Source organism: Pseudomonas brassicacearum (assembly GCF_003732265.1).
Lineage (GTDB): Bacteria > Pseudomonadota > Gammaproteobacteria > Pseudomonadales > Pseudomonadaceae > Aquipseudomonas > Aquipseudomonas brassicacearum_D.
The window spans coordinates 38,057-60,572 of the sequence record NZ_MOBK01000013.1 but is presented as its reverse complement, the minus strand read 5'-3'; the positions used below and the strand labels follow the sequence as shown (position 1 = coordinate 60,572).

The following is a 22,516-nucleotide window of genomic DNA, read 5'->3' as shown; positions in this document are numbered from 1 at the left end:
TTGCTGACCCTCACAGTCCCCCTCTGAATTATCCCAATCCAAAGAACACACACAGTCCCCCTGTGGGCCTTTGTTAATCCAGTGGCATCACGGTGACGCGCACCTCAGGGTCGTGATTACCGCCCCCCAGAATCACCCCACGCAACGGCGAGACATCGGAGAAATCCCGGCCCCAGGCCAGGGTGATGTGTTCGAGTGCCGGCTGAACGTTGTTGGTCGGGTCGAAATCGACCCAGCCCAGCACCGGGCAAAACACCGAGACCCAGGCGTGGGACGCATCCGCGCCGATCAATCGCGGCTGGCCGGGCGGCGGCTGAGTCAGCAGGTAACCGCTGATATAGCGCGCCGCCAGACCACGGGAACGCACGCACGCGAGCATCAGGTGGGCAAAGTCCTGACAGACCCCGCGCCGGCGCTCCAGCACTTCCACCAACGGCGTCGCCACTTGGGTCGCTTCGGCGTCGAAGGTGAACTCGCTGAAAATTTTCTCCATCAGTGCCTGAACACCCCGCAGCAACGGTCGCCTCGGCGGAAAGCAGCTCTCGGAGAACTCGACAAAATTGCGCTTCAAATGCACGTAAGGCGATTCGAACCGATACCGACAGGCTTCCAGTATCTCGAGTGACAGCGGCTGGCTGCTGTAGGTCAACGCATGGCGGGTATCTTCCCAGGGCGGCGACTGATTGAAGTCCAGCGCGGGCCGGGGCAGCACCTCGACGGTCAGGCTGGCATTGACCAGCAATTCATCGTGCGGACGCTCGAAGGCCAGTCGCGTGAGCGGATTGCCAAACACATCCAGCTCATCCCGGCGCGTGGTGGGGTCGGGGCTGATCTGCAATTGCCTGGCCGTGCATCGCTGCCAGGCGCAGGGCCGCGGCCAGAGATGGGCGAGCTGCTGGGCCAAGGAAACCGGGCTGTCATAGTGATAATGGGTGTCGTGAAAAATCTGGTAGTGAGCACTCATCAGACGGACACCGTGCGCTGGCTGACATCATCGACATGGGCGAAATGGCGCAGGGCCAGGCGATCCGAGACTTGGCCACTGGCGTCGGCAATCTCTTGCAGCAAATCGGCGAGCCCATCGAGCGCGGCACGAACGCTGGCTTCGCCGAACAGGGCGTTTTCCAGGCAACCCAGATCGAATTGAGCCAGCCGCTCCACCAACAGCGGCAAACCGGCTTCGCGTGGCACGCCAAAGTCATCATTCAAGCGCTTCAGGGTTCGCGTCACCAGCTTCAACTGGAACAGCACGGCGTGAGGGTTCTGCTCATCGAGCAGCAAGAGGTCGAGCACCGGCAGCAATTGCGCCACCGCCAGATACCGCGACCGGTAGGTGATGCTGCTGTTACCCAACTCCAGCAGCCATTCCAGCCCGGCCTGATCGAAAGCCCCGGCACCGCGCAAAAACGCTGCCAGGCTGGCGCTGAGAAATTGCAGGCGCTCGATCCGTCGGCCAATCATCAGGAAACGCCAGCCTTCGTCGCGAGTCATATCGTCCAGTGCGAAACCTGACAGCGCCGCCAGCGACATCACCAGACGGTTGAGGAAATCCAGCAGCTCGCCGAAATCCGGCTCTTCGGTTTCCAGCTCCATGGCTTCGCGCTGCAATTCCACCAGCGCTTGCCAGTTTTCCCGCGAGAGTTTGCCGCGCACTTGCGAGGCCGCCCACTGCAAGCGTTGTAGGTTGGAACGCAGGCTGAATGGCCAATCGTCACCGAGCAAGGCGGCCAACAAACGCTCCGGCAACTCGCCTTCATCGGGCAACAGGTTCAGCCGCTCACCGAGGTCGACAGCCGCCTGCAGGGCCTGTGGATCATCGCCGTCGACGTAGCGCGCCAGCACAATCCGCAGCAGTCGCGCGCTGTCATCACAACGCTCGCAATAGCGGCCGAACCAGAACAGGTTTTCCACCACCCGCGAGGGCAGATAAGGATCTCGCCGAACCAGATCATGCACACCGATCGTGCGCTGGGTTTTCCATTGCTCGCCGCTGGGCGGACGATCCCCCAGTACCCACGTGTCCTTGCTTGCACCGCCGCGCTGCATCGACACGACTTCAGCGTCTGCCTCGGCGGCCACCCGGGTCAGACCGCCCGGCAAAACCCGGTAGCCGTCATGGCTGGCCACGGCGTAGACGCGCATGCCGATGGCTCGCGGTTGCAATTGACCGTCCTCGGCCTGCCAGATCGGCGCCTGGGACAACTGGGCCATTTCCTGCGCCACATAGGCATACGGGCGCGCCTGCATGCGCTCGGCCAGGGCATGACGCTGTTTTTCACTCAAATCACGGCCAAATACCGGTGCGAAGCTTTGTGACGGGAAGGCCGGTTTGATCAACAGTTCCGGCAGTTTTTCCAGCGCTTGAGCCAGCACCGGCGCCTCGCCGCACCACCAGGTGGCGATGGACGGCAGGATCAGTTCTTCGCCGAACAGGAACTGATTGATCTTCGGCAGAAAACCCAACAACCCCGGCGACTCCAGCACGCCGCTGCCGAGGGCGTTGGCCACCAACACCCGTCCTTGTCGCACGGCTTCGAGCAGCCCCGGCACACCCAGTGCGGAATCGGTGCGCAGCTCCAGCGGGTCGCAGAAGTCATCGTCGAGCCGACGCATGATCGCGTGAACCCGGCGCAAGCCGCTCAGGGTTTTCAGGTAGACCGTGGCATCGCGCACCGTGAGGTCGCCGCCCTCCACCAGCGGATAACCGAGCTGTCGCGCCAGATACAGGTGTTCGAAATAGCTTTCGTTGAAGCGTCCTGGCGTCAGCAACACGATCAGCGGTGCTTCGTCATCACGGGGGGCCTGCCGCGCCAAGGTTTCCTGAAGCGTGCGGAAGAACCCGGCCAGATGCTGCACTTTCAAATCGCGATACAGCTCGGGAAAGGCTCGGGAGACGATGGTGCGGTTTTCCAGGGCGTAACCGGCGCCTGAGGGGGCTTGAGTCCGGTCTGCGGTGACCCACCAGCGGCCATCGGGTGTGCGCGCCAGATCGACGGCGTACAGATGCAGAAAAGCCCCGTCGGGCGGAGTAATGCCCTGACAGGGCCAGAGGAAGTTGTTGTGACCGAACACCAATTCTGCCGGCAACAGGCCTTCGGCAATCAAGCGTTGCGGGCCGTACAGGTCCGCCAGCACTGCATTCAACAGACGCGCCCGTTGAGCGATCCCGGCCGATAACTGCGCCCATTCATCCGCGGCAATCACATGCGGCAACAGATCCAGTTCCCACGGCCGATCCGCGCCCTTGGGATCGGCGTAGACGTTGTAGGTCACGCCGTTTTCCTGGATCTGCCGGGTCAGCAAGGCCTGACGCTGCACCAATTGCGCAGGCGTGCTGCGTTGCAATTGGTCGATCAGCCGACGCCAGTGCGGGCGCACGGCGCCGCTGTCGTCGAGCAGTTCGTGATAAGTGCCCGCCGTCAGCGGGTAGCGGTCAAGCAGGTCAGGCATGGAAAGCTCGGCAGACAACAAAGAACAGTCAGACTAACGCACGCTCATGACGCCCGGATAGACGAAAAATCCGAGCGTCGCGTACGACTTAGAAACGTCGTAAATCGAGCGTCATCGGCAGCTCGTCGTTAATTTCCACAGTCGGTACCGGCAGTTTCCCCGGCGTGTGTCCGATACGGAAAAAGCGCGCCATGCGCCGGCTCTCGGCCTCATTGGCGTTCACCGGCAGGCTGTCGTAGTTGCGCCCACCCGGATGGGCCACGTGGTATTGGCAGCCACCCAGCGATCGTTGCATCCAGGTGTCGAGCAGGTCGAACACCAGCGGCGCATGCACCGGGATGGTCGGTTGCAGGCAGTTGGCCGGTTGCCAGGCGCGAAAACGCACGCCGGCGACAAACTCGCCAACCCGCCCCGTGGGCTGCAACGGCACCGGAATGCCATTGCAGGTCAGCAGATAACGTTGCGGTGGCAGGCCCGTGAGCTTGACCTGCAAACGCTCCAGCGACGAATCCACATAGCGCACCGTACCGCCAACCGCGCCCTCTTCGCCCAGCACATGCCACGGTTCCAGCGCTTGACGCAATTGCAGCTCGATGCCACTGACCGCGTAATCGCCGACCTTGGGAAAACGGAACTCCAGATGCGCGGCGAACCACTCGGCTCGCACCGGATAACCGGCGGCATTCAGATCGACAATGACGTCGGCGAAATCCTGTTCGATAAAGTGCGGCAACAGGAACCGGTCGTGCAGCTCCGTGCCCCAGCGCGCCAGCTTCGGCGGCGCATAAGGCTCACGCCAGAACCGCGCGACCAGCGCTCGCAGCAACAACTGCTGAGCCAGGCTCATGCGCGCGTGCGGCGGCATTTCAAACGCACGCAATTCCAGCAAGCCAAGGCGTCCGGTCGCACCGTCCGGCGAATAGAGTTTGTCGATGCAGAATTCGGCGCGGTGGGTGTTGCCGGTCACGTCGATCAACAAGTTACGCAGCAGCCGGTCCACTAGCCATGGCGCGCATTCCTCACCCGGTGCAGGCATTTGGGCGAAGGCGATTTCCAGTTCATACAGCGCATCATTGCGCGCTTCGTCGACGCGCGGTGCCTGGGACGTCGGGCCGATGAACAATCCGGAAAACAGGTAGGACAGCGACGGATGGTTATGCCAGTAGCTGATCAGGCTGCGCAGCAAGTCGGGACGACGCAGAAACGGTGAGTCGGCCGGGGTCGCGCCGCCGAGTACGAAATGGTTACCGCCACCGGTGCCGGTGTGTCGGCCATCGATCATGAATTTTTCGGTGGTCAGTCGGGTCTGGCGCGCTTCTTCGTACAGAAACTCAGTGCGCTCGACCAACTCGTCCCAGCTCGCCGACGGCTGCACGTTGACTTCGATCACGCCCGGATCCGGGGTGATGCGGAAGTTGCTCACGCGCGGATCACTTGGCGGTTCATAGCCTTCCAGCAGCACCGGGCAATGCAGTTCTTCGGCAGTGGCCTCGATGGCGGTGACCAGTTCCAGATAGTCCTCGACCCGTTCCAGCGGCGGCATGAACAGGTACAACCGCCCTTCCCGGGCTTCAGCGCAGAACGCCGTGCGCGTCAGCCAGTCGGCGGACTCGTCGATTTTCGGCTCGCGCTCAACTGCCTCGGCCGGCGTACCTGGACTGTTCAACGCCATGGTGTCGGGAAGCGCGGGGAATTCCTGATTCGGGTCGTTGGGATGAATGAACGGATACTCCGCCGCTTTCACCCAAGGTTGCGAGCCAAGCGGCAAGCGATAACCCAGCGGCGAATCCCCCGGCACCAACCGGCAATGCTCGTCACGCAAATACCAGCGACCGCTTTGCCATTGATCACCCTTGGCGGTGCGCGCCAGCGGCAGGACCTGGCCGATGATTTTATCCAGGCCTTGGCTGAAGACTTTACGCAGCCGTGCACGCTCCAGCGGCTCTTCCAGACGTGAGTCTTCGGCGCTGACGTTCTGCGGCAATGTGCCTTCACGCCAGAGGTAATAGAAATTATCTTCGTAGGCCGGGAACACGAAGCGTGTCGGAATCTTCAGCCGTTCGGCGACACTCGCCAGAAACCGACCGGCCAGTGCACCATCGGCGCCGTAGTCTTCCTGCTCATCGGCGATCAGCCCGCTGTTGTGCCAGATCGGTACGCCGTCGCGGCGCCAATAGCAATTCAACGACCAACGTGGCAGCTGCTCACCGGGGTACCACTTGCCCTGGCCGAAATGCACCAGCCCCTTGGGTGCGTAGTGTTTGCGCATGCGCTGGAACAGTTCGGCGGACAGTCGCCGCTTGTCCGGCCCGAGCGCGGCGGTGTTCCACTCGGCGCCGTCCGGGTCGTCGATGGAAACAAAGGTCGGCTCGCCGCCCATGGTCAGGCGCACATCATCTTCCAGCAGGTCGGCATCGATCTGCCGGCCCAGCGCCTGGATCGCCAGCCATTGATCGTCGGTGTAGGGCTTGGTGACGCGAGGGGCCTCCCAAATCCGTTCCACGGACATTTCGTGGGTGAACTCGCACTCACACGGTTCCACCAGGCCACTGATTGGCGCCGCAGAGCCCGGATCGGGGCTACACGCCAACGGAATGTGGCCTTCGCCGGCAAACAGCCCTGAGGTCGCGTCCAGGCCGATCCAGCCGGCACCGGGCAAATAGACTTCGCACCAGGCGTGCAGGTCGGTGAAATCCACGTCCGTGCCGGATGGGCCGTCGAGGCTTTTGACGTCGGCGGTCAGCTGGATCAGGTAACCCGAGACGAAGCGCGCGGCCAGCCCGAGGTTACGCAGCAGTTGCACCAGCAACCAGGCCGAGTCGCGGCAAGAACCGGACGCGTGTTCAAGGGTGTGCTCGGGTGTCTGCACGCCCGGCTCCATGCGGATCAGGTAACCGATGTCTTCGCTCAAGCGCTGGTTGAGCGCGACGAGGAAATCCACGCTGGGCAGCGGCGTGCGGTCGATGCCGTCCAGATAGGCCTTGAACTTCGGCGTCAGGGGCAGGGTTTCCAGGTACGGCGCCAGTTCCTTGCGCTCGTCGGCGGCGTAGGCAAACGGGATTTTTTCCGCGTAGGGCTCGAGGAAGAAGTCGAAGGGATTGAAGACTGCCATTTCTGCGAGCAGATCGACTTCGATCCGCAGTTCATCGGTTTTCTCCGGAAACACCAACCGCGCCAGGTAATTGCCCTGGGGGTCTTGTTGCCAGTTGATGAAGTGCTGCTCGGGCGAGACTTTCAGCGCATAGGACAGTATCCGCGTGCGACTGTGGGCGGCCGGGCGCAGGCGAACGATCTGCGGACCGAGCTCGACGGCGCGGTCGTAGCGGTAATGCGTGACGTGGTGCAATGCGACATGAATCGACACGGCGTGCCTCCTGCGAGCCCTAAGCGTTCTCGAAAGCGCGCAAGACTTATGCCATCACGGCACCGCTGGCGCTTTCTCCATTTGCTTGAGGCAGTACAGCACCAAAATCGGGCGATGCGGGAAATTGGTTGGGGGCAGTTGCACGCAAATGTTGCGAGCGGCGGGCTTCAGTCGGGTTTTGTAGCGGCTGGACTGGCCCCTTCGCGAGCAGGCTCGCTCCCACAGGGGATCTGCGGCGAACCGCAATTTCACTGAAAAAACACGATCCCATTGTGGGAGCGAGCCTGCTCACGAAAGGGCAGTTACCCCAATACAACTTCCTGCCCGGCGCCGCGTTTTCTGTGGCTCAGAAACGCAAAACGCCAACCCGAAGGTTGGCGTTCTTTTCAGTTCAAGCGAGGCTTAGCGCGGTACAACCGGCTTACGGGCAGGCTTAGGACCTTTGCCTTTGGCCGCGTCCTTACGTTCCTTGGCCGCCTGCTGGTTGCGGGCGAACGCCGCCGCCTTGGCCTGCTCACGCTTGTCCCACGGGTTGCCGCCATCGCTGGCACGCGGCGGCAGGCCGGTGTGCTGGGTCAGGATCTTGGTGGTTTTTTCCCCTGCAACCTTGTGACTGCCGGCCGGTGTCGAGTTCTTGCGACGGGCGCTCTGGTAGCTGTCGGTCGCCGGCTGATGCAGCGGGATCAACTGGTTCTTGCCCGGCCCGATCAGGTCGGCGCGACCCATGCGGGTCAGCGCTTCACGCAGCATCGGCCAGCCTTTCGGGTCGTGATAACGCAAGAACGCTTTGTGCAGGCGACGCTGCTCTTCGCTCTTGACGATGGTCACGGCATCGCTCTTGTAAGTGACCTTGCGCAGCGGGTTCTTGCCCGAGTGGTACATCGCGGTAGCGGTGGCCATCGGCGACGGGTAGAACGCCTGCACCTGGTCGGCGCGGAAGCCGTTGCCCTTGAGCCACAGGGCCAGGTTCATCATGTCTTCGTCGGTGGTGCCCGGGTGGGCGGCGATGAAGTACGGTATCAGGTACTGCTCTTTCCCGGCTTCCTTGGAGTACTTCTCGAACATGCGCTTGAACTTGTCATAGCTGCCGATGCCCGGTTTCATCATCTGGTTGAGCGGACCTTCCTCGGTGTGTTCCGGGGCGATCTTCAGGTAACCACCGACGTGGTGGGTCACCAGCTCCTTGACGTATTCCGGCGACTCGACCGCGAGGTCATAGCGCAAGCCGGAAGCGATCAAAATCTTCTTCACACCCGGCAAGGCACGGGCGCTGCGGTACAGCTGAATCAACGACGAGTGGTCGGTGTTCAGGTTCGGGCAAATGCCAGGGAACACGCACGAAGGCTTGCGGCACGCGGATTCGATTTCCGGGCTCTTGCAGGCGATGCGGTACATGTTCGCGGTCGGGCCGCCGAGGTCGGAAATGACGCCGGTGAAGCCAGGGACCTTGTCGCGGATCTCTTCGATTTCGCGAATGATCGACTCTTCGGAACGGTTCTGGATGATCCGGCCTTCGTGCTCGGTGATCGAGCAGAAGGTGCAGCCGCCGAAGCAGCCCCGCATGATGTTCACCGAGAAGCGGATCATGTCGTAGGCCGGGATTTTTTCCTTGCCGTACGCCGGGTGCGGAATGCGCGCATACGGCATGCCGAACACGTAGTCCATTTCTTCAGTGGTCATAGGAATCGGCGGCGGGTTGAACCAGACGTCGACTTCGCCATGCTTCTGCACCAGCGCACGGGCGTTGCCCGGGTTGGTTTCCAGGTGAAGCACGCGGTTGGCGTGAGCGTAGAGCACCGCATCGCCACGGACTTTTTCTACCGATGGCAGACGAATCACGGTCTTGTCGCGGGTCATTTTCGGGCTGGCCAGGATCTGCACGACCTTGGCTTCAGTCGGATCTTCAACCGGACCCTTTTCCTGCTCGATGGCACAGGCCTGGGTGTCCTGGGTATTCACGTACGGGTTGATGATCTTGTCGACCTTGCCCGGACGGTCGATACGCGTGGAATCGACTTCGTACCAGTCTTTCGGCGTATCACGACGGATGAACGCGGTGCCGCGCACGTCGGTGATGTCTTCGATCTTGTGACCGTAGGACAGACGCTGGGCAACTTCGACAATCGCACGCTCGGCGTTCCCGTACAGCAAGATGTCGGCGCAGGCGTCGATCAGGATCGAGTTGCGCACCCGGTCCTGCCAGTAATCGTAGTGAGCGATGCGGCGCAGGGAAGCTTCGATGCCACCGAGCACGATCGGCACGTGATTGTAGGCTTCCTTGCAGCGCTGGCTGTAAACCAGGCTCGCGCGGTCCGGACGTTTGCCCGCCAGGCCACCTGGGGTGTAGGCGTCATCGGAACGGATTTTTTTGTCGGCGGTGTAACGGTTGATCATCGAGTCCATGTTGCCGGCCGCGACACCGAAGAACAGGTTCGGCTCGCCGAGCTTCATGAAGTCGTCTTTGGACTGCCAGTTCGGCTGGGCAATGATCCCGACGCGGAAGCCTTGCGACTCCAGCAGCCGGCCGATGATCGCCATGCCGAACGACGGATGGTCAACGTACGCATCACCGGTGACGATGATGATGTCGCAGGAATCCCAGCCAAGCTGATCCATCTCCTCCCTGCTCATGGGCAGGAATGGCGCAGGACCGAAACATTCGGCCCAGTACTTGGGATAGTCAAATAACGGCTTGGCTGTTTGCATGACGATGACCGGTGTTGAGATGAAAAATCGCGGGCGCGGAATATAGCACAAAAAATAACCAATTCCGACGGCTATGGTCGGAAATTGCGACCAACCCCTGTGGGAGCGAGCAGGCTCGCTCCCACAGGTTTTTATTCGTCGTCGAAGTTATAGCTGCCCGGCGCCAGGTTTTCGAAACGGGTGTATTTACCGATGAACGCCAGTCGCGACGTACCGATTGGACCGTTCCGCTGCTTGCCGATGATGATTTCGGCGATGCCCTTGTGCTCGGTTTCCGGGTGATAAACCTCATCCCGGTACACGAACATGATGACGTCAGCATCCTGCTCGATCGCTCCGGATTCCCGGAGGTCGGAGTTGATCGGGCGTTTGTTCGGTCGTTGCTCCAGGGAGCGGTTGAGCTGGGACAGCGCCACCACCGGGCAGTTGAATTCCTTGGCCAGGGCTTTCAAGGAACGGGAGATCTCGGAAATCTCGTTGGTCCGGTTGTCACCGCCGGAGCCTGGAATCTGCATCAATTGCAGGTAGTCGATCATGATCAGGGCAACGTCACCGTGTTCACGCACCAATCGACGGGTCCGCGCGCGCATCTCCGACGGGCTGATACCGGCCGTATCGTCGATGAACAGCTTGCGGTCATTGAGCAGGTTGACCGCCGAAGTCAGGCGCGGCCAATCGTCGTCGTCGAGGCGACCGGCACGGACCTTGGTCTGGTCGATACGGCCCAGGGACGACAACATACGCATGATCAGCGATTCACCTGGCATTTCCAGCGAGTAAACCAGGACACACTTGTCGCTGCGTAACACGGCGTTTTCCACCAGGTTCATCGCAAAGGTGGTTTTACCCATGGACGGACGGCCGGCGACGATGATCAGGTCGGACGGCTGCAGGCCGCTGGTCTTCTCGTCGAGGTCGGTGTAGCCGGTGGACAGGCCGGTGATGGCGTTGTCGGTGTTGAACAGGGTGTCGATGCGGTCGATGGCCTTGGTCAGCAGGTCATTCACGCTCACCGGGCCGCCGGTTTTTGGCCGGGCCTCAGCGATCTGGAAGATCTGCCGTTCGGCTTCGTCGAGAATCTCTTCTGCCGTACGGCCTTCCGGGTTGAAAGCGCTGTCGGCAATCTCGGTAGCAATACCGATCAGTTGGCGCAATGTCGCCCGCGCACGAACGATCTGTGCATACGCCTTGATGTTGGCGACGGACGGCGTGTTTTTCGCCAGCTCACCAAGGTAACCGAGACCGCCGACTTGCGAGGTCTGACCTTCCTTGTCCAATTGCTCGGCAAGGGTCACGACGTCGATCGGGGAGTTCTGGTCGGCGAGCTTGGCGATCGCGCGGAAGATCAGGCGGTGATCATGTCGATAGAAATCGCCATCCGACACTTGATCAAGCACGCGTTCCCAGGCGTTGTTGTCCAGCATCAAACCACCGAGCACGGCCTGTTCGGCCTCGATGGAGTGCGGCGGCACCTTCAGGGAAGCGGTTTGCAGATCGTATTGCTCGGGTGCGGAGATATCGTTCATGGCCACTTGAATTGAGTGTGTGAAAATCAGGAACTGCAGAAAGACAAAGGGCACGACCTGTAAACAGGATCGTGCCCGATGTTACCGGCAAGCACCCGAGGGTGCCAGCCGACAAGTACTACTTAAGCTGCTACCACGACAACGCGTACGGTGGCTTCAACTTCAGCGTGCAGGTGCACGGCTACGTCGAATTCGCCTACGTTGCGGATGGTGCCGTTCGGCAGACGAACTTCGCTTTTTGCAACTTCAACGCCAGAGGCGGTCAGTGCATCAGCGATGTCGTGGGTGCCGATCGAACCGAACAGCTTGCCTTCGTCACCGGCGGTGGCAGTGATAGTCACTTCCAGCTCAGCCAGTTGGGCGGCACGGCTTTCAGCCGAGGTTTTACGGTCTGCTGCGGCTTTTTCCAGCTCAGCGCGACGCTCTTCGAACGCAGCCAGGTTGGCAGCGGTCGCAGCGGTAGCTTTGCCGTAAGGCAGCAGGTAGTTACGACCGTAACCAGCCTTAACGTTCACTTTGTCACCCAGGTTGCCCAGGTTGGTGACTTTTTCCAGAAGGATCAGTTGCATGTGAAAATCCTCTTAACTTTTAACCTTCACCGTTCGCGTTATCGGCATCTTTCGGTGCCGAACGACCGCGAAAATCAATCAGGCTGTCGACGATGGCCAAGACCACCAGCAACGGATAGATCAGCTGCATGAACAGCAACAGCGTGACGTACAACCCCACCAGCCAGAACCTGGCCAGTCGCTTTTGCGCCACCAGCCCGTGAATCAGGGCCAGCCCGGCGAACACCAGCGGTACGCTGCACAACGGCGTTAACATGGCCATCTGCGGACCGATGTTCGGCCCCAGAAGCATGCACGCCAGCAGCAACATCGCCGGCAAAAACGGGAATCGGATGGCGCGAAACTCGCGACCAAAACCACCCGGGTTGTACAACAACGCCTGCCAGTAGCGCCCGACAAGCAGGCTCAGCACACTGACGATTTGCAACAAGGCCGCAATCAGGCCGGTCAGGACCGGTGCAATCAGGGACGCAAAATGCGCTTGCTCGTCTACCGACAACTTCTCGTAGACATCACCGAGTAGCGACGGCATGACTTTTATCAAAGCCTGCGCCAGCATCTCGATTTGGGGACCAAACGTCGCCCCCAGCACCACTGAAAACACCACTCCCATCGCTATGCTGACCAGCAGCACGCGGTCCCAGGATTCGCTTGCGCGCAAAACCAACGCAAGGCTCGAAGAACCCAACAGCACCAGAAGTGCCCGAGGGTCATCCGAGTAAAGCCACCAGATCAACGCCGGTAGCATTCCCAGGGCAAGAACGCCAAGGGCGTCCTTCAATCCGCGCCGCAGAAGCACAAGGCATCCCGCGGCAGCACCCAACCAATACAACAACGGCAATGTTACGCATCCAGCCACTACGAGAGTGGCCTGCATGCGGCCGCGCATGATGAACTCAGCTATGGCGCGCATGCATTCAATCCTTTGCTACGTGTCGACTGCCCGGTCTCAGCGGCCGTGGCTGTCGGTGTAGGCCAGCAGGGCCAGGAAGCGGGCGCGCTTGATAGCGGTGGCCAGCTGACGCTGATAACGTGCTTTGGTACCGGTGATGCGGCTTGGAACGATTTTGCCGGTCTCGGATACATAAGCTTTCAGAGTGTTGAGATCTTTGTAATCGATCTCTTTCACGTCTTCAGCGGTGAAGCGGCAGAATTTACGACGACGGAAGAAACGTGCCATTTGATAGGCTCCTTAAAAGGTCCGTGGATTACTCGTCAGCGTTATCGCTGTTGTCGCTGTCATCACTATCAGCGCTTTCAGCGCCTTCGTGCTCAGGACGGTCGCGACGCTCACGGCGCTCACTGCGGTTTTCTTCAGCCTTGAGCATCTCGGATTGGCCGGTAACGGCTTCTTCGCGACGGATGACCAGGTTACGGATCACTGCATCGTTGTAGCGGAAGTTGTCTTCCAGCTCGGCCAGGGCCTTGCCAGTGCACTCAACGTTCAGCATCACGTAGTGAGCCTTGTGAACATTGTTGATTGCGTAGGCCAGTTGACGACGGCCCCAATCTTCCAGACGGTGGATTTTGCCGCCGTCTTCTTCGATCAGCTTGGTGTAACGCTCTACCATGCCGCCGACTTGCTCGCTTTGATCCGGGTGGACCAAAAAGATGATTTCGTAATGACGCATGAATGCTCCTTACGGGTTGTAGCCTGCCGCTCAAAAGCGGTCAGACAAGGAGTGAATGACACTTATGGACTTGCTTGCGATAGACACATGCGTGCCTGCCGTCACAGCAAGGGGCGCAATTGTAGAGAAGGGACAGGAGAGGTGCAAGGCAATTGGTGATTATTTGAACAGTTCGTTCACGCCACCAATCTTCGCCCCACCACAAACCACTGTGGGAGCGAGCCTGCTCGCGAAGGGGGCATAACATTCAACATTGATGCTGAATGTTACTCCGCTTTCGCGAGCAGGCTCGCTCCCACAGGGATTACAACCGGCTTAAGACTTCTTGCCGCCCGCCGCAGCCTTGACGCTGCGCTGACGCTGGGCTTCGAACAGGCACACGCCAGTTGCCACGGACACGTTGAGACTGCTGACGCTGCCAGTCATCGGCAAATGCACCAGGTAATCACAAAGATCGCGGGTCAGGCGACGCATGCCGCTGCCTTCTGCGCCCATGATCAGGATGGTCGGGCCGGTCATGTCTTGCTGATACAGGCTCTGTTCAGCTTCACCCGCCGTGCCGACAACCCACAAGCCGCGCTGCTTGAGCTTTTCAAGGGTGCGCGCCAGGTTGGTCACGGCGACCAACGGAATCACTTCCGCCGCGCCACAGGCCACTTTACGCACAGTCGGGGTCAGCGTCGCTGACTTGTCCTTCGGAACGATCACCGCCAGCGCACCGGCCGCATCGGCCGAACGCAGGCAGGCGCCGAGGTTGTGCGGATCGGTCACGCCGTCGAGCACCAGCAACAGCGGTGCGCCTTCGCTGCGATCGAGCAACTCGTCGAGCATCGCCTCACCCCAGACCTGGCTCGGACTAACGTCCGCCACCACGCCCTGGTGCACGCCATCAACCCAAGCGTCGAGTTCACGACGCTCGGCGTTGCCGACGGGCACGCGATTTTCATTCGCTAGCGCGATCAGCGACTGTACACGCGGCTCGCTGCGGCCTTCAGCCAACCAGATCTGCTTGACGCGTTTCGGGTGGTGACGCAGCAATGCTTCTACCGCATGCACGCCGTAGATCTTTTCCAACTGACTCATGGTTTAGCCTTAGGTTTACGCGCCCCGCCGCTTCTTCCGGCCGGAGCACCACCCGCTTTTGGCGGGCCTTTACGGTGTTTGCTCGGTTTTGCTGGCTTTTCGCCGGGGGCCTTGTCAGGCGCCGACCGTCCGGTCTTTCCCCCAGACGCCGCTTTACCGCCGCTTTTCGCTTCAGACAGCAACGCCTGTTTCATTTCACGGCTTTTACGCAGCTCGGCGTTTTTCGCCGCGGCATCGCTTGGGCGATAGGCTTCAACAGCCTTTTCCTTGGCAGGACGACGACCGGTTTTCGCCGGGGCCGGTTCTGCGGCGGTTTTAGCCGCTGGAGCGGTTGTTTCGGTTCCACGCTTCTTGCGGCCAATTGGCGCGCTGATGGTTTTTTCAGCCATCTCGAAGTCGATCTTGCGCTCGTCGAGGTCAACGCGCATGACGCGCACTTCAACGGTGTCGCCCAGACGGAAGCTGCGACCGGTACGTTCACCCGCCAAACGGTGGTGAACCGGGTCGAAATGGTAGTAATCGCCCGGCAGCGCGGTGACGTGCACCAGGCCTTCGACGTAGATATCGGTCAGTTCGACGAACAGGCCAAAACCGGTCACGGCGGTGATCACACCCGGGAACGATTCGCCCACGCGGTCTTTCATGAACTCGCACTTGAGCCAGTTCACGACATCGCGAGTCGCCTCATCGGCACGGCGCTCGCTCATCGAGCACTGCTCGCCGAGTTGCTCCAGCGCCGCTTCGTCGTACGGATAGATCCGCGCTTTCGGAATGGTCATCGCGCCAGCACGACGAACGTGCGGGGTGTCCTGCTTGGAATGGATCACGCTGCGGATCGCCCGGTGCGTGAGCAAGTCCGGGTAGCGGCGAATCGGCGAGGTGAAGTGGGTATAGGCTTCGTAATTCAGGCCGAAGTGGCCCTGGTTATCAGCGCTGTACACCGCCTGACTCAACGAACGCAGCATGACGGTCTGGATCAGGTGGAAATCCGGACGGTCCTTGATGCTTGCCAGCAATGCCTGGTAATCCTTCGGCGACGGGCCGTCCTTGCCTTTGTGCAGGGACAGGCCGAGTTCGCCAAGGAAGGCGCGCAGTTTTTCCAGACGCTCCGGTGGCGGACCGTTGTGCACGCGATACAGCGCAGGAATTTCGTGTTTCTTCAGGAATTCAGCAGTGGCCACGTTGGCCGCCAGCATGCATTCCTCGATCAATTTGTGCGCGTCGTTACGAACGGTCGGACGGATTTCGGCAATCTTGCGCTCGGTGCCGAAGATGATCCGGGTTTCCTGGGTTTCGAAATCGATCGCGCCACGCACGTGACGAGCGCCCAGCAGCACTTTGTACAGCGCGTAAAGCTGCTTGAGGTGTGGCAGAACGTCGGTGTACTCGCCGCGAAGCTGACGTGCTTCGGTGAGTTTCGGCGTTTCCAGCATCGCGCTGACTTTGTTGTAAGTCAGACGAGCGTGGGAGTGGATCACCGCTTCGTAGAAGCAGTAGTCGGTCATCTCGCCGGATTTGGAGATGGTCATCTCGCAAACCATGGCCAAACGATCGACGTGCGGATTCAGCGAGCACAGGCCGTTGGACAATTGCTCAGGCAGCATCGGCACAACGCGCTCGGGGAAGTACACCGAGTTGCCGCGAACCTGGGATTCGTTGTCCAGCGCCGAACCGATCTTCACGTAGCTGGAGACGTCGGCAATCGCCACGTACAACTTCCAGCCACCGGAGAACAGGCGCAGCTTGCCTGGCTTGGATTCGCAGTAAACCGCGTCATCGAAGTCGCGCGCATCTTCACCGTCGATGGTCACGAACGGCAGATGGCGCAGGTCGATGCGCTTCTCTTTGTCTTTCTCTTCGACTTCAGGCTTGAGCTTGGCGGCTTCTTTCAACACCGCCTCAGGCCATACGTGCGGGATATCGTACGCGCGCAGGGCGACATCGATTTCCATGCCCGGCGCCATGTAGTTACCCACGACTTCAACCACGTCGCCTTGCGGCTGGAAGCGTGGTGTCGGCCAGTGAGTGATCTTCACTTCAACGAATTGGCCGATCTGGGCGTTGGCGTTGCGGCCCGGCGTGACCAGCACTTCTTGCTGGATCTTCGGGTTGTCCGCAACGACAAAGCCGATGCCGCCTTCTTCGAAGTAACGACCGACGATGGTTTCGTGAGCACGGGACACCACTTCGACGATCATGCCTTCACGGCGACCGCGACGGTCGAGGCCGGAAACGCGGGCCAGAGCACGGTCACCATCAAAAACCAGGCGCATTTGCGCCGGGCTCATGAACAGGTCGTCACTGCCGTCATCCGGGACCAGGAAGCCGAAGCCGTCACGGTGACCGCTGATGCGGCCCAGGATCAGGTCGAGCTTGTCCACCGGCGCATAAGTGCCGCGACGGGTATAGATGAGTTGAGCGTCGCGCTCCATGGCGCGCAGGCGGCGACGCAGGGCTTCGATCTGGTCTTCTGTGGTCAGACCAAACTCTTCGACCAGTTGCTCGCGGTTAGCAGGCGAACCTCGATCAGCAAGGTGCTGAAGGATCAGTTCGCGGCTAGGAATAGGGTTTTCATATTTTTCCGCTTCACGAGCGGCCTCGGGATCGAGGGACTGCCAATCGGCCATTAGAGAGTTTTCACCTTGTCTATATGCGGGTTAGTTTGGCATAGGCGTAATGAAACGGGAAATTTCAAGCTATGACAGCCCTTCTAAAGCCCTTTATCGACATCGCAACACTGATTTAAAGACCACTGGCGAAATTTTCCAGGATTTTTTGATGTCGGGGGTTTACAGTTAAAAAGACGCTCCGTATAGTGCGCGCCATCGACGACGCAGACGCGCTGCCGATACTGCCCAGATGGTGAAATTGGTAGACACGCCAGCTTCAGGTGCTGGTGACCGCAAGGTCGTGGAAGTTCGAGTCTTCTTCTGGGCACCAATTTCGAGCTTGAGATTAGATCAATTTCAAGGCTCAAACAAAAACCCGCGAAAGCGGGTTTTTTGCATTCCAGGCTTCTGATTTATTAAATCTAAATCAGGGGTTTACAGATCAAAACGCTCTCCGTATAGTGCGCCACATCAACAGCGGCAACGCTGAAGATAAATGCCCAGATGGTGAAATTGGTAGACACGCCAGCTTCAGGTGCTGGTGACCGCAAGGTCGTGGAAGTTCGAGTCTTCTTCTGGGCACCAATTCAAATTCAAGGTTACGACCTTGAATTTCACAGAAACCCGCGAAAGCGGGTTTTTGCGTTTCTGGCATCCCGAAATCTGACAATGCTGCTTTTTTGTGGCGAGGGAGCTTGCTCCCGCTGGGGCGCAAAGCGGCCCTCTTCATACTTCCAATTGAACCGTATTGCCTGGTTTGCGACTGCTGCGCAGCCGAGCGGGAGCAAGCTCCCTCGCCACAGAGATTTGCACTGGACGCTCTAGCTGGCACTTCCCGACCCAGCAAGGCGCACTTGAGAAACAATATCGTTTATCATTGTTGCAAGTTTTTGCAATGCGACAGTGAGGAACCCTGCGAATGATGTTTCGAAATACCCTGCGCCGCGGCCTGACCTTCACCCTCCTCGGCCTGGTACTCGCCACTCCCCTCACCCAGGCTGCCGACCCGGTTTCCCTGACACTCTACAACGGTCAACACAAGGAAGTCGGCGACGCCATCGCCAAGGCTTTCGAAGCCAAGACCGGCATCCATGTGAATGTGCGCAAAGGCAGCAGCAATCAGCTCGCCAGCCAGGTCATGGAAGAAGGTGACCGCTCCCCTGCCGACGTGATCTACACCGAAGAATCACCACCCCTGAACAAACTCGGCGAGCAAGGTTTCCTCGCCAAGACCGACGACGCCACGCTGGCGGTTTTGCCCAAGGACTACGTTGCGGGTAACGGCACCTGGATCGGCATCACGGCCCGGGTTCGGGTGGTGGCCTACAATCCCAAGCTGATCGAGGAGAAGGACCTGCCGAAATCGGTGATGGAATTCTCCAATCCAAAATGGCAAGGCAAGGTCGGCTTCGTGCCCACCAGTGGCGCCTTCCAGGAACAAGCGGTCGCGATCATCAAAGTGCACGGCATGGACGCAGCCGAAGAATGGCTGACCGGCCTGCGCGCGTTCGGCAAGACCTACAGCAACAACATGGTCGCCCTGAAGGCCGTGGAAAATGGTGAAGTTGCCACTGTACTGGTGAACAACTATTACTGGTTCGCCCTGCAACGCGAGAAAGGCCAACTGGATTCGAAACTGCATTACTTCACCGGCGGCGACGTCGGCGGACTGATCACCGTTTCCAGTGCCGCCGTATTGAAATCCAGCAAACACCCACAAGAAGCCCAGGCATTTCTGGCCTATATGGCCAGCGAAGAAGGCCAGCGCGTGATCACCCAGACCACCGCCGAATACCCGCTGCACAAAGGCATGGAATCGGATCGCGGCCTCAAGCCATTCAGCGAACTGCAAGCACCCAATGTCACACCGGCCGACCTGGGTAACGCCGAACAAGCCCTGGACCTGGAACGCGACGTTGGCTTGAACTGATGAGCGCTTCACCAGCCTCCCCCGCTTCACGCGGGGTGTACGTGCCTCGGCGTAAACGGCCGTCGATCTGGCTGTTGCTGCCAGTCCTGTTGCTGGTGGTGCTCAGCCTGTTGCCTCTGATGTACGTCGGGCTCAAGGCCTGGCAAGCCGGTTGGGCCGAGGCGCTGCATCTGCTGTGGCGGCCTTATGTGTTTGGGCTGCTGCGCAATACGCTGGCGCTGATGGCCGGCGTGACGCTGGCGTGCGGCGTGATCGGCCTGTCGCTGGCCTGGCTGCTGGAACGCAGCAATCTGCCGGGGCGGCGATTGTGGGGCGTCATCCTTTGTTTGCCGTTCGCCGTTCCGGCGTTTGTCAGCAGTTTTACCTGGGTTTCGCTGAGCGCTCACTTTGAAGGCTTGGGCGGGGCGATTCTGGTGATGACGCTGTCCAAGTACCCACTGATCTTTCTGCCGGTCGCGGCGACCTTGCGCAATCTGGACCCCTCTCTCGAAGAATCTGCCCGGACACTTGGACAGAATCGCTGGGGCGTTTTTTTCAGAATCACGTTGCCGCTGCTCTGGCCGTCGTTGCTGGCGGGCTCACTGCTGATCGCACTGCACATGCTGGTGGAGTTCGGCGCGCTGTCTATCATCGGCCTGCAAACCTTTACCACGGCGATTTATCAGCAGTTCGAACTGGAATTCAGCAATGCCAACGCAGCCATGCTGTCGGCGGTGTTGCTGGCGCTGTGCCTGATGTTGCTGTGGCTGGAGCTGCGGGTTCGCGGCAAGGGCCGACATGTTCGTACCGGCCAGGGTGCAGCGCGGCATGCGGAACAGGTTCGATTGGGGCCTTGGGCAGGAGTCGGACAGTTTTACTGCCTGGCGTTGGCGATCATCGGCAGTGGCATTCCGCTGGGGATGCTGGGGTATTGGCTGGCGGTCGGCTCCTCGGCAGCATTCCCGGTCGCCGCAATCGGCGAAGCACTTCTGTCGTCACTGGCACTCTCCCTCGGTGGCGCAGCGCTTTGTCTGGTGCTGGCCGTGCCGGTTGGCTTGCTGGTGGTGCGTTACAAAGGCCAATTGGCGATCTGGGCCGAGCGCTTGCCATATCTGCTGCATGCGCTGCCCGGCCTGGTGATTGCGCTGACGCTGGTGTATTTCGCCCTGCACTATGTGCCGGCGCTGTACCAGACGTCCGCCTTGCTGCTGATCGCTTATGCGTTGTTGTTTTTGCCGCTGGCTCAGGCGCCGATTCGAACGGCTTTGAACAAGGCTGCGCCGCAACTGGAAGAAGCGGCGCGCACGCTCGGGGCGACGTCGTTCAGCGCGTTTTGCCGGATTACCTTGCCGATTATCTTCCCGGCGCTGGGAGCGGCGTTTGCGCTGGTGTTTCTGGATGCGATGAAGGAGCTGACGGCGACATTGCTGCTGAGTCCGACCGGACTCAATACCTTGGCGACAGAGGTGTGGGCGCATACGGCGAATGTGGAGTTTGCGGCGGCAGCGCCTTATGCGGCTTTGTTGATAGTGGTGTCGGGGGTGCCGGTTTATCTACTCACAACTCGGATGTATTTGAGCCGTTGAGATCGCCTTCGCGAGCAAGCCCGCTCCCACATTTGAAATGCATTCCAATGTGGGAGCGGGCTTGCTCGCGAAGAGGCCCGCCCAAACAAAGAAAATCCTAAGCCCTGAACTGCCCCAGGCTCGCCTTCAACTGCGCCGCCAGCCCGTCCAGCACCTTGCCGCTGGCCGTGGTCTCCACCACCGCCTGAGCCGCTTTCTCAGCCTGCGCATGAATGGTTTCAACCCGCCCCCGCACCGCCTGCGCACCTTGCGCCTGATGCGCTGCCGCCTGAGTCGCCAGGCCAATCGCCGCATGCACCTGCTCGACCGATTCCTGTACCGACTGCTGCAACCGCGCACTGTCGCGCAGCACCAGCAAACCTTCACTCGCCTGACGGCCGGCCTGACCAATCGCCGCCACCGCTTCGCGCGCACCTTGCTGCAAGGCCACGATGTGCGCCTGAATGTCGCCGGTCGAGCTCTGCGTCTTGCTCGCCAGTGCCCGCACTTCGTCAGCGACCACGGCAAACCCGCGACCGGTTTCGCCCGCACGCGCCGCTTCGATGGCCGCGTTCAGGGCCAGCAGGTTGGTTTGCTCGGCGATCCCGTGGATCACCGTCAGCACCACTTCGATCTGCTCACTCTGCTGCGCCAGACGCTCGATGACTTTCGCCCCGGTATCGACCTGCCCGGCCAACGCTTCGATCAAGCTGCCGACTTTTGCCGAGGTCCGGGTGTTTTCATCCGTGGCCGAACGAATGTCGACCACCTGCTGCAAAGCTGCCTGCATGGCGTGACTTTCAGACTGGGCTTCATCAGCCATTTGTGACAACGCGCGCAGGCTCTCAGCCACTTCATCGCGCTGCATGCCTGCGGCCTTGTCCGCCCCGGCATTTCGCAGGGTCATGGCACCAATTTCCACGCCGGTACGCTGAGCCACATCGCCCGCTTCACGCACAATCGGCTGCAACTTATCCACAAAGCGATTGACCGCCGACGCCATGTCGCCGATTTCGTCCTTGCTGTTGATCTGCACGCGCTTGGTCAGGTCACCCTCGCCTGCCGCCAGATCATCCATGGCGCTGATCAGCATCTTCAAGCGGTTGACCACGCGACGCCCCAGCACCACGGCCAGCAACAGCAGCACGCCGCAACCCACCAGCGCCAGGCCCAGGCCAATGCGCCAGCGCAAAGTCGCTGCAGCTTCCTGCACGGTGCTGGTGGTGTTGGCTTTCATTTCAGACGCCGTGGATTGCGCCGACTGCAAACGCGCGCCCATCGCCGCGGCACTGTCGGCGGCCGCGCCCTTGAGGCTGTCGCCCACAAGCTGATCACTGCTGGCAATCAGCGCCGAGAAGCGCTTGTCCAGGGCCGCGAGGTCGGTTTCCACCGACGCGGTGGAGACCCCCATTATTACCTTGCCGATTTCAACGCCATTGGGGTTGATCGAGGATTCGAGGTAATAGACCGAAGGATCGTTCTTCGCCGCATCCAGTACTTTGTCCAGCGCGCGTTCGCCCTGGCCTTTTTCAAGGAGGGCCTTGTTGATCGGGTTTTCGCGATTGAGGTAGCGCGTCAGGTGCTGCCCGGTTGCATCGTCATACACCACGAACAACACGTTGGGATTGCGCTGGGCCCGGCGGGCGAATTCGGACAGGGTTGGAACGTCGCTGTCCCACATCGCGCGGGGTGCGACCGAGGCCAGGAGCTGCGCCATATCATTGGCGGAGTCCTTCAGGTCTTTTTCCAGCGTCGCACGCAACTGAGCCTGCTCGTCCTTCAAACGCGAGGACAAACCAGCCGTGAGGCGCTGACGCGTGCTGCTCGAAAGGTTATCGAGGCTCGAGGTGACTTCACGTCCTGCCTGCTCAAGTTCGCCAGAGAGTTTTTGACTGTCGGCCCCCAGGCGCACACCCAGATCGGCTTCCAATGCAGTCACTGTGCTCCGGGTCAGAGCAACAGCCACCAGCACTTGCACCAAAAGGGCGATACCGAGGGTAACGAACACGGGCCGCAACAAACGGCTTTGTAACAATGAGAGAACTGCCGACACTTAAAATCCCTCTGCTTTGGCGCCATTAAATTGATGGCGCGCTGGAAGCGA

General features: G+C 60.3%; 14 protein-coding genes and 2 tRNA genes. 4 read left to right on the top strand and 12 right to left on the bottom strand.

The window, feature by feature from the left end:
* Positions 1–73 precede the first annotated feature (73 nt).
* From BK660_RS26985 to rnr, 11 genes are all read right to left on the bottom strand, one after another.
* Positions 74–964, bottom strand: a complete 891-nt coding sequence (locus tag BK660_RS26985; protein ID WP_123435901.1) for a transglutaminase family protein — start codon at positions 962–964, stop codon at positions 74–76.
* Positions 964–3,450, bottom strand: a complete 2,487-nt coding sequence (locus BK660_RS26980) for a circularly permuted type 2 ATP-grasp protein (protein ID WP_123435900.1) — start codon at positions 3,448–3,450, stop codon at positions 964–966. Before BK660_RS26980 ends, BK660_RS26985 begins: the two co-directional genes overlap by 1 nt.
* Before the next feature lie 88 nt (positions 3,451–3,538).
* A complete protein-coding gene (locus tag BK660_RS26975; RefSeq protein ID WP_123435899.1) occupies positions 3,539–6,814 on the bottom strand; it encodes a transglutaminase family protein in 3,276 nt (1,091 codons plus the stop codon).
* Between the two features lie 402 nt (positions 6,815–7,216).
* Positions 7,217–9,520, bottom strand: coding sequence for a YgiQ family radical SAM protein (locus BK660_RS26970; protein WP_123435898.1), 2,304 nt, complete (start codon positions 9,518–9,520; stop codon positions 7,217–7,219).
* 131 nt (positions 9,521–9,651) lie between these two features.
* The gene (dnaB, locus tag BK660_RS26965; RefSeq protein WP_007947521.1) at positions 9,652–11,046 is read right to left on the bottom strand and encodes a replicative DNA helicase; all 1,395 of its coding nucleotides are present in this window, start codon (positions 11,044–11,046) and stop codon (positions 9,652–9,654) included.
* Positions 11,047–11,168: 122 nt separating this feature from the next.
* Positions 11,169–11,615 (bottom strand): 50S ribosomal protein L9, encoded by a 447-nt coding sequence (gene rplI / locus BK660_RS26960; RefSeq protein WP_003197251.1) that lies wholly within the window; start codon positions 11,613–11,615, stop codon positions 11,169–11,171.
* A 19-nt stretch (positions 11,616–11,634) separates the two neighbouring features.
* Positions 11,635–12,528, bottom strand: coding sequence for a YybS family protein (locus BK660_RS26955; protein WP_027921974.1), 894 nt, complete (start codon positions 12,526–12,528; stop codon positions 11,635–11,637).
* 36 nt (positions 12,529–12,564) lie between these two features.
* Positions 12,565–12,795 carry a 30S ribosomal protein S18 gene (gene rpsR, locus BK660_RS26950; protein ID WP_002551829.1) on the bottom strand — a complete coding sequence of 77 codons (231 nt, stop codon included), beginning with the start codon at positions 12,793–12,795 and terminating at the stop codon, positions 12,565–12,567.
* 28 nt (positions 12,796–12,823) lie between these two features.
* Entirely contained in the window at positions 12,824–13,246 is a 423-nt protein-coding gene (rpsF, locus tag BK660_RS26945; RefSeq protein ID WP_003217491.1) for a 30S ribosomal protein S6, read from the bottom strand.
* Positions 13,247–13,561: 315 nt separating this feature from the next.
* The gene (gene rlmB, locus BK660_RS26935; protein ID WP_123435896.1) at positions 13,562–14,329 is read right to left on the bottom strand and encodes a 23S rRNA (guanosine(2251)-2'-O)-methyltransferase RlmB; all 768 of its coding nucleotides are present in this window, start codon (positions 14,327–14,329) and stop codon (positions 13,562–13,564) included.
* Positions 14,326–16,956 (bottom strand): ribonuclease R, encoded by a 2,631-nt coding sequence (gene rnr / locus BK660_RS26930; RefSeq protein ID WP_123435895.1) that lies wholly within the window; start codon positions 16,954–16,956, stop codon positions 14,326–14,328. The genes rlmB and rnr overlap by 4 nt, the downstream gene beginning before the upstream one ends.
* Positions 16,957–17,182: 226 nt before the next feature.
* On the opposite strand from rnr, the gene BK660_RS26925 reads away from it, so the two are divergent.
* From BK660_RS26925 to BK660_RS26910, 4 genes are all read left to right on the top strand, one after another.
* Positions 17,183–17,269: transfer RNA gene (locus BK660_RS26925), tRNA-Leu, on the top strand.
* Between the two features lie 167 nt (positions 17,270–17,436).
* Positions 17,437–17,523 (top strand) — tRNA-Leu (locus BK660_RS26920).
* A gap of 334 nt (positions 17,524–17,857) precedes the next feature.
* Positions 17,858–18,868, top strand: a complete 1,011-nt coding sequence (locus BK660_RS26915) for an iron ABC transporter substrate-binding protein (protein ID WP_123435894.1) — start codon at positions 17,858–17,860, stop codon at positions 18,866–18,868.
* Positions 18,868–20,433 carry an ABC transporter permease gene (locus BK660_RS26910; RefSeq protein ID WP_123435893.1) on the top strand — a complete coding sequence of 522 codons (1,566 nt, stop codon included), beginning with the start codon at positions 18,868–18,870 and terminating at the stop codon, positions 20,431–20,433. Before BK660_RS26915 ends, BK660_RS26910 begins: the two co-directional genes overlap by 1 nt.
* Positions 20,434–20,530: 97 nt before the next feature.
* Here the strand turns inward: BK660_RS26910 and BK660_RS26905 are convergent, their stop codons facing one another.
* A complete protein-coding gene (locus BK660_RS26905) occupies positions 20,531–22,465 on the bottom strand; it encodes a methyl-accepting chemotaxis protein (RefSeq protein WP_123435892.1) in 1,935 nt (644 codons plus the stop codon).
* Positions 22,466–22,516: the final 51 nt, after the last annotated feature.

Coding starts and splice junctions, on each gene's coding strand:
- BK660_RS26985 (WP_123435901.1), bottom strand. CDS start 964: ATGAGTGCTCACTACCAGATTTTTCACGACACCCATTATCACTATGAC.
- BK660_RS26980 (WP_123435900.1), bottom strand. CDS start 3,450: ATGCCTGACCTGCTTGACCGCTACCCGCTGACGGCGGGCACTTATCAC.
- BK660_RS26970 (WP_123435898.1), bottom strand. CDS start 9,520: ATGCAAACAGCCAAGCCGTTATTTGACTATCCCAAGTACTGGGCCGAA.
- dnaB (WP_007947521.1), bottom strand. CDS start 11,046: ATGAACGATATCTCCGCACCCGAGCAATACGATCTGCAAACCGCTTCC.
- rplI (WP_003197251.1), bottom strand. CDS start 11,615: ATGCAACTGATCCTTCTGGAAAAAGTCACCAACCTGGGCAACCTGGGT.
- BK660_RS26955 (WP_027921974.1), bottom strand. CDS start 12,528: ATGCGCGCCATAGCTGAGTTCATCATGCGCGGCCGCATGCAGGCCACT.
- rpsR (WP_002551829.1), bottom strand. CDS start 12,795: ATGGCACGTTTCTTCCGTCGTCGTAAATTCTGCCGCTTCACCGCTGAA.
- rpsF (WP_003217491.1), bottom strand. CDS start 13,246: ATGCGTCATTACGAAATCATCTTTTTGGTCCACCCGGATCAAAGCGAG.
- rlmB (WP_123435896.1), bottom strand. CDS start 14,329: ATGAGTCAGTTGGAAAAGATCTACGGCGTGCATGCGGTAGAAGCATTG.
- rnr (WP_123435895.1), bottom strand. CDS start 16,956: ATGGCCGATTGGCAGTCCCTCGATCCCGAGGCCGCTCGTGAAGCGGAA.
- BK660_RS26915 (WP_123435894.1), top strand. CDS start 17,858: ATGATGTTTCGAAATACCCTGCGCCGCGGCCTGACCTTCACCCTCCTC.
- BK660_RS26910 (WP_123435893.1), top strand. CDS start 18,868: ATGAGCGCTTCACCAGCCTCCCCCGCTTCACGCGGGGTGTACGTGCCT.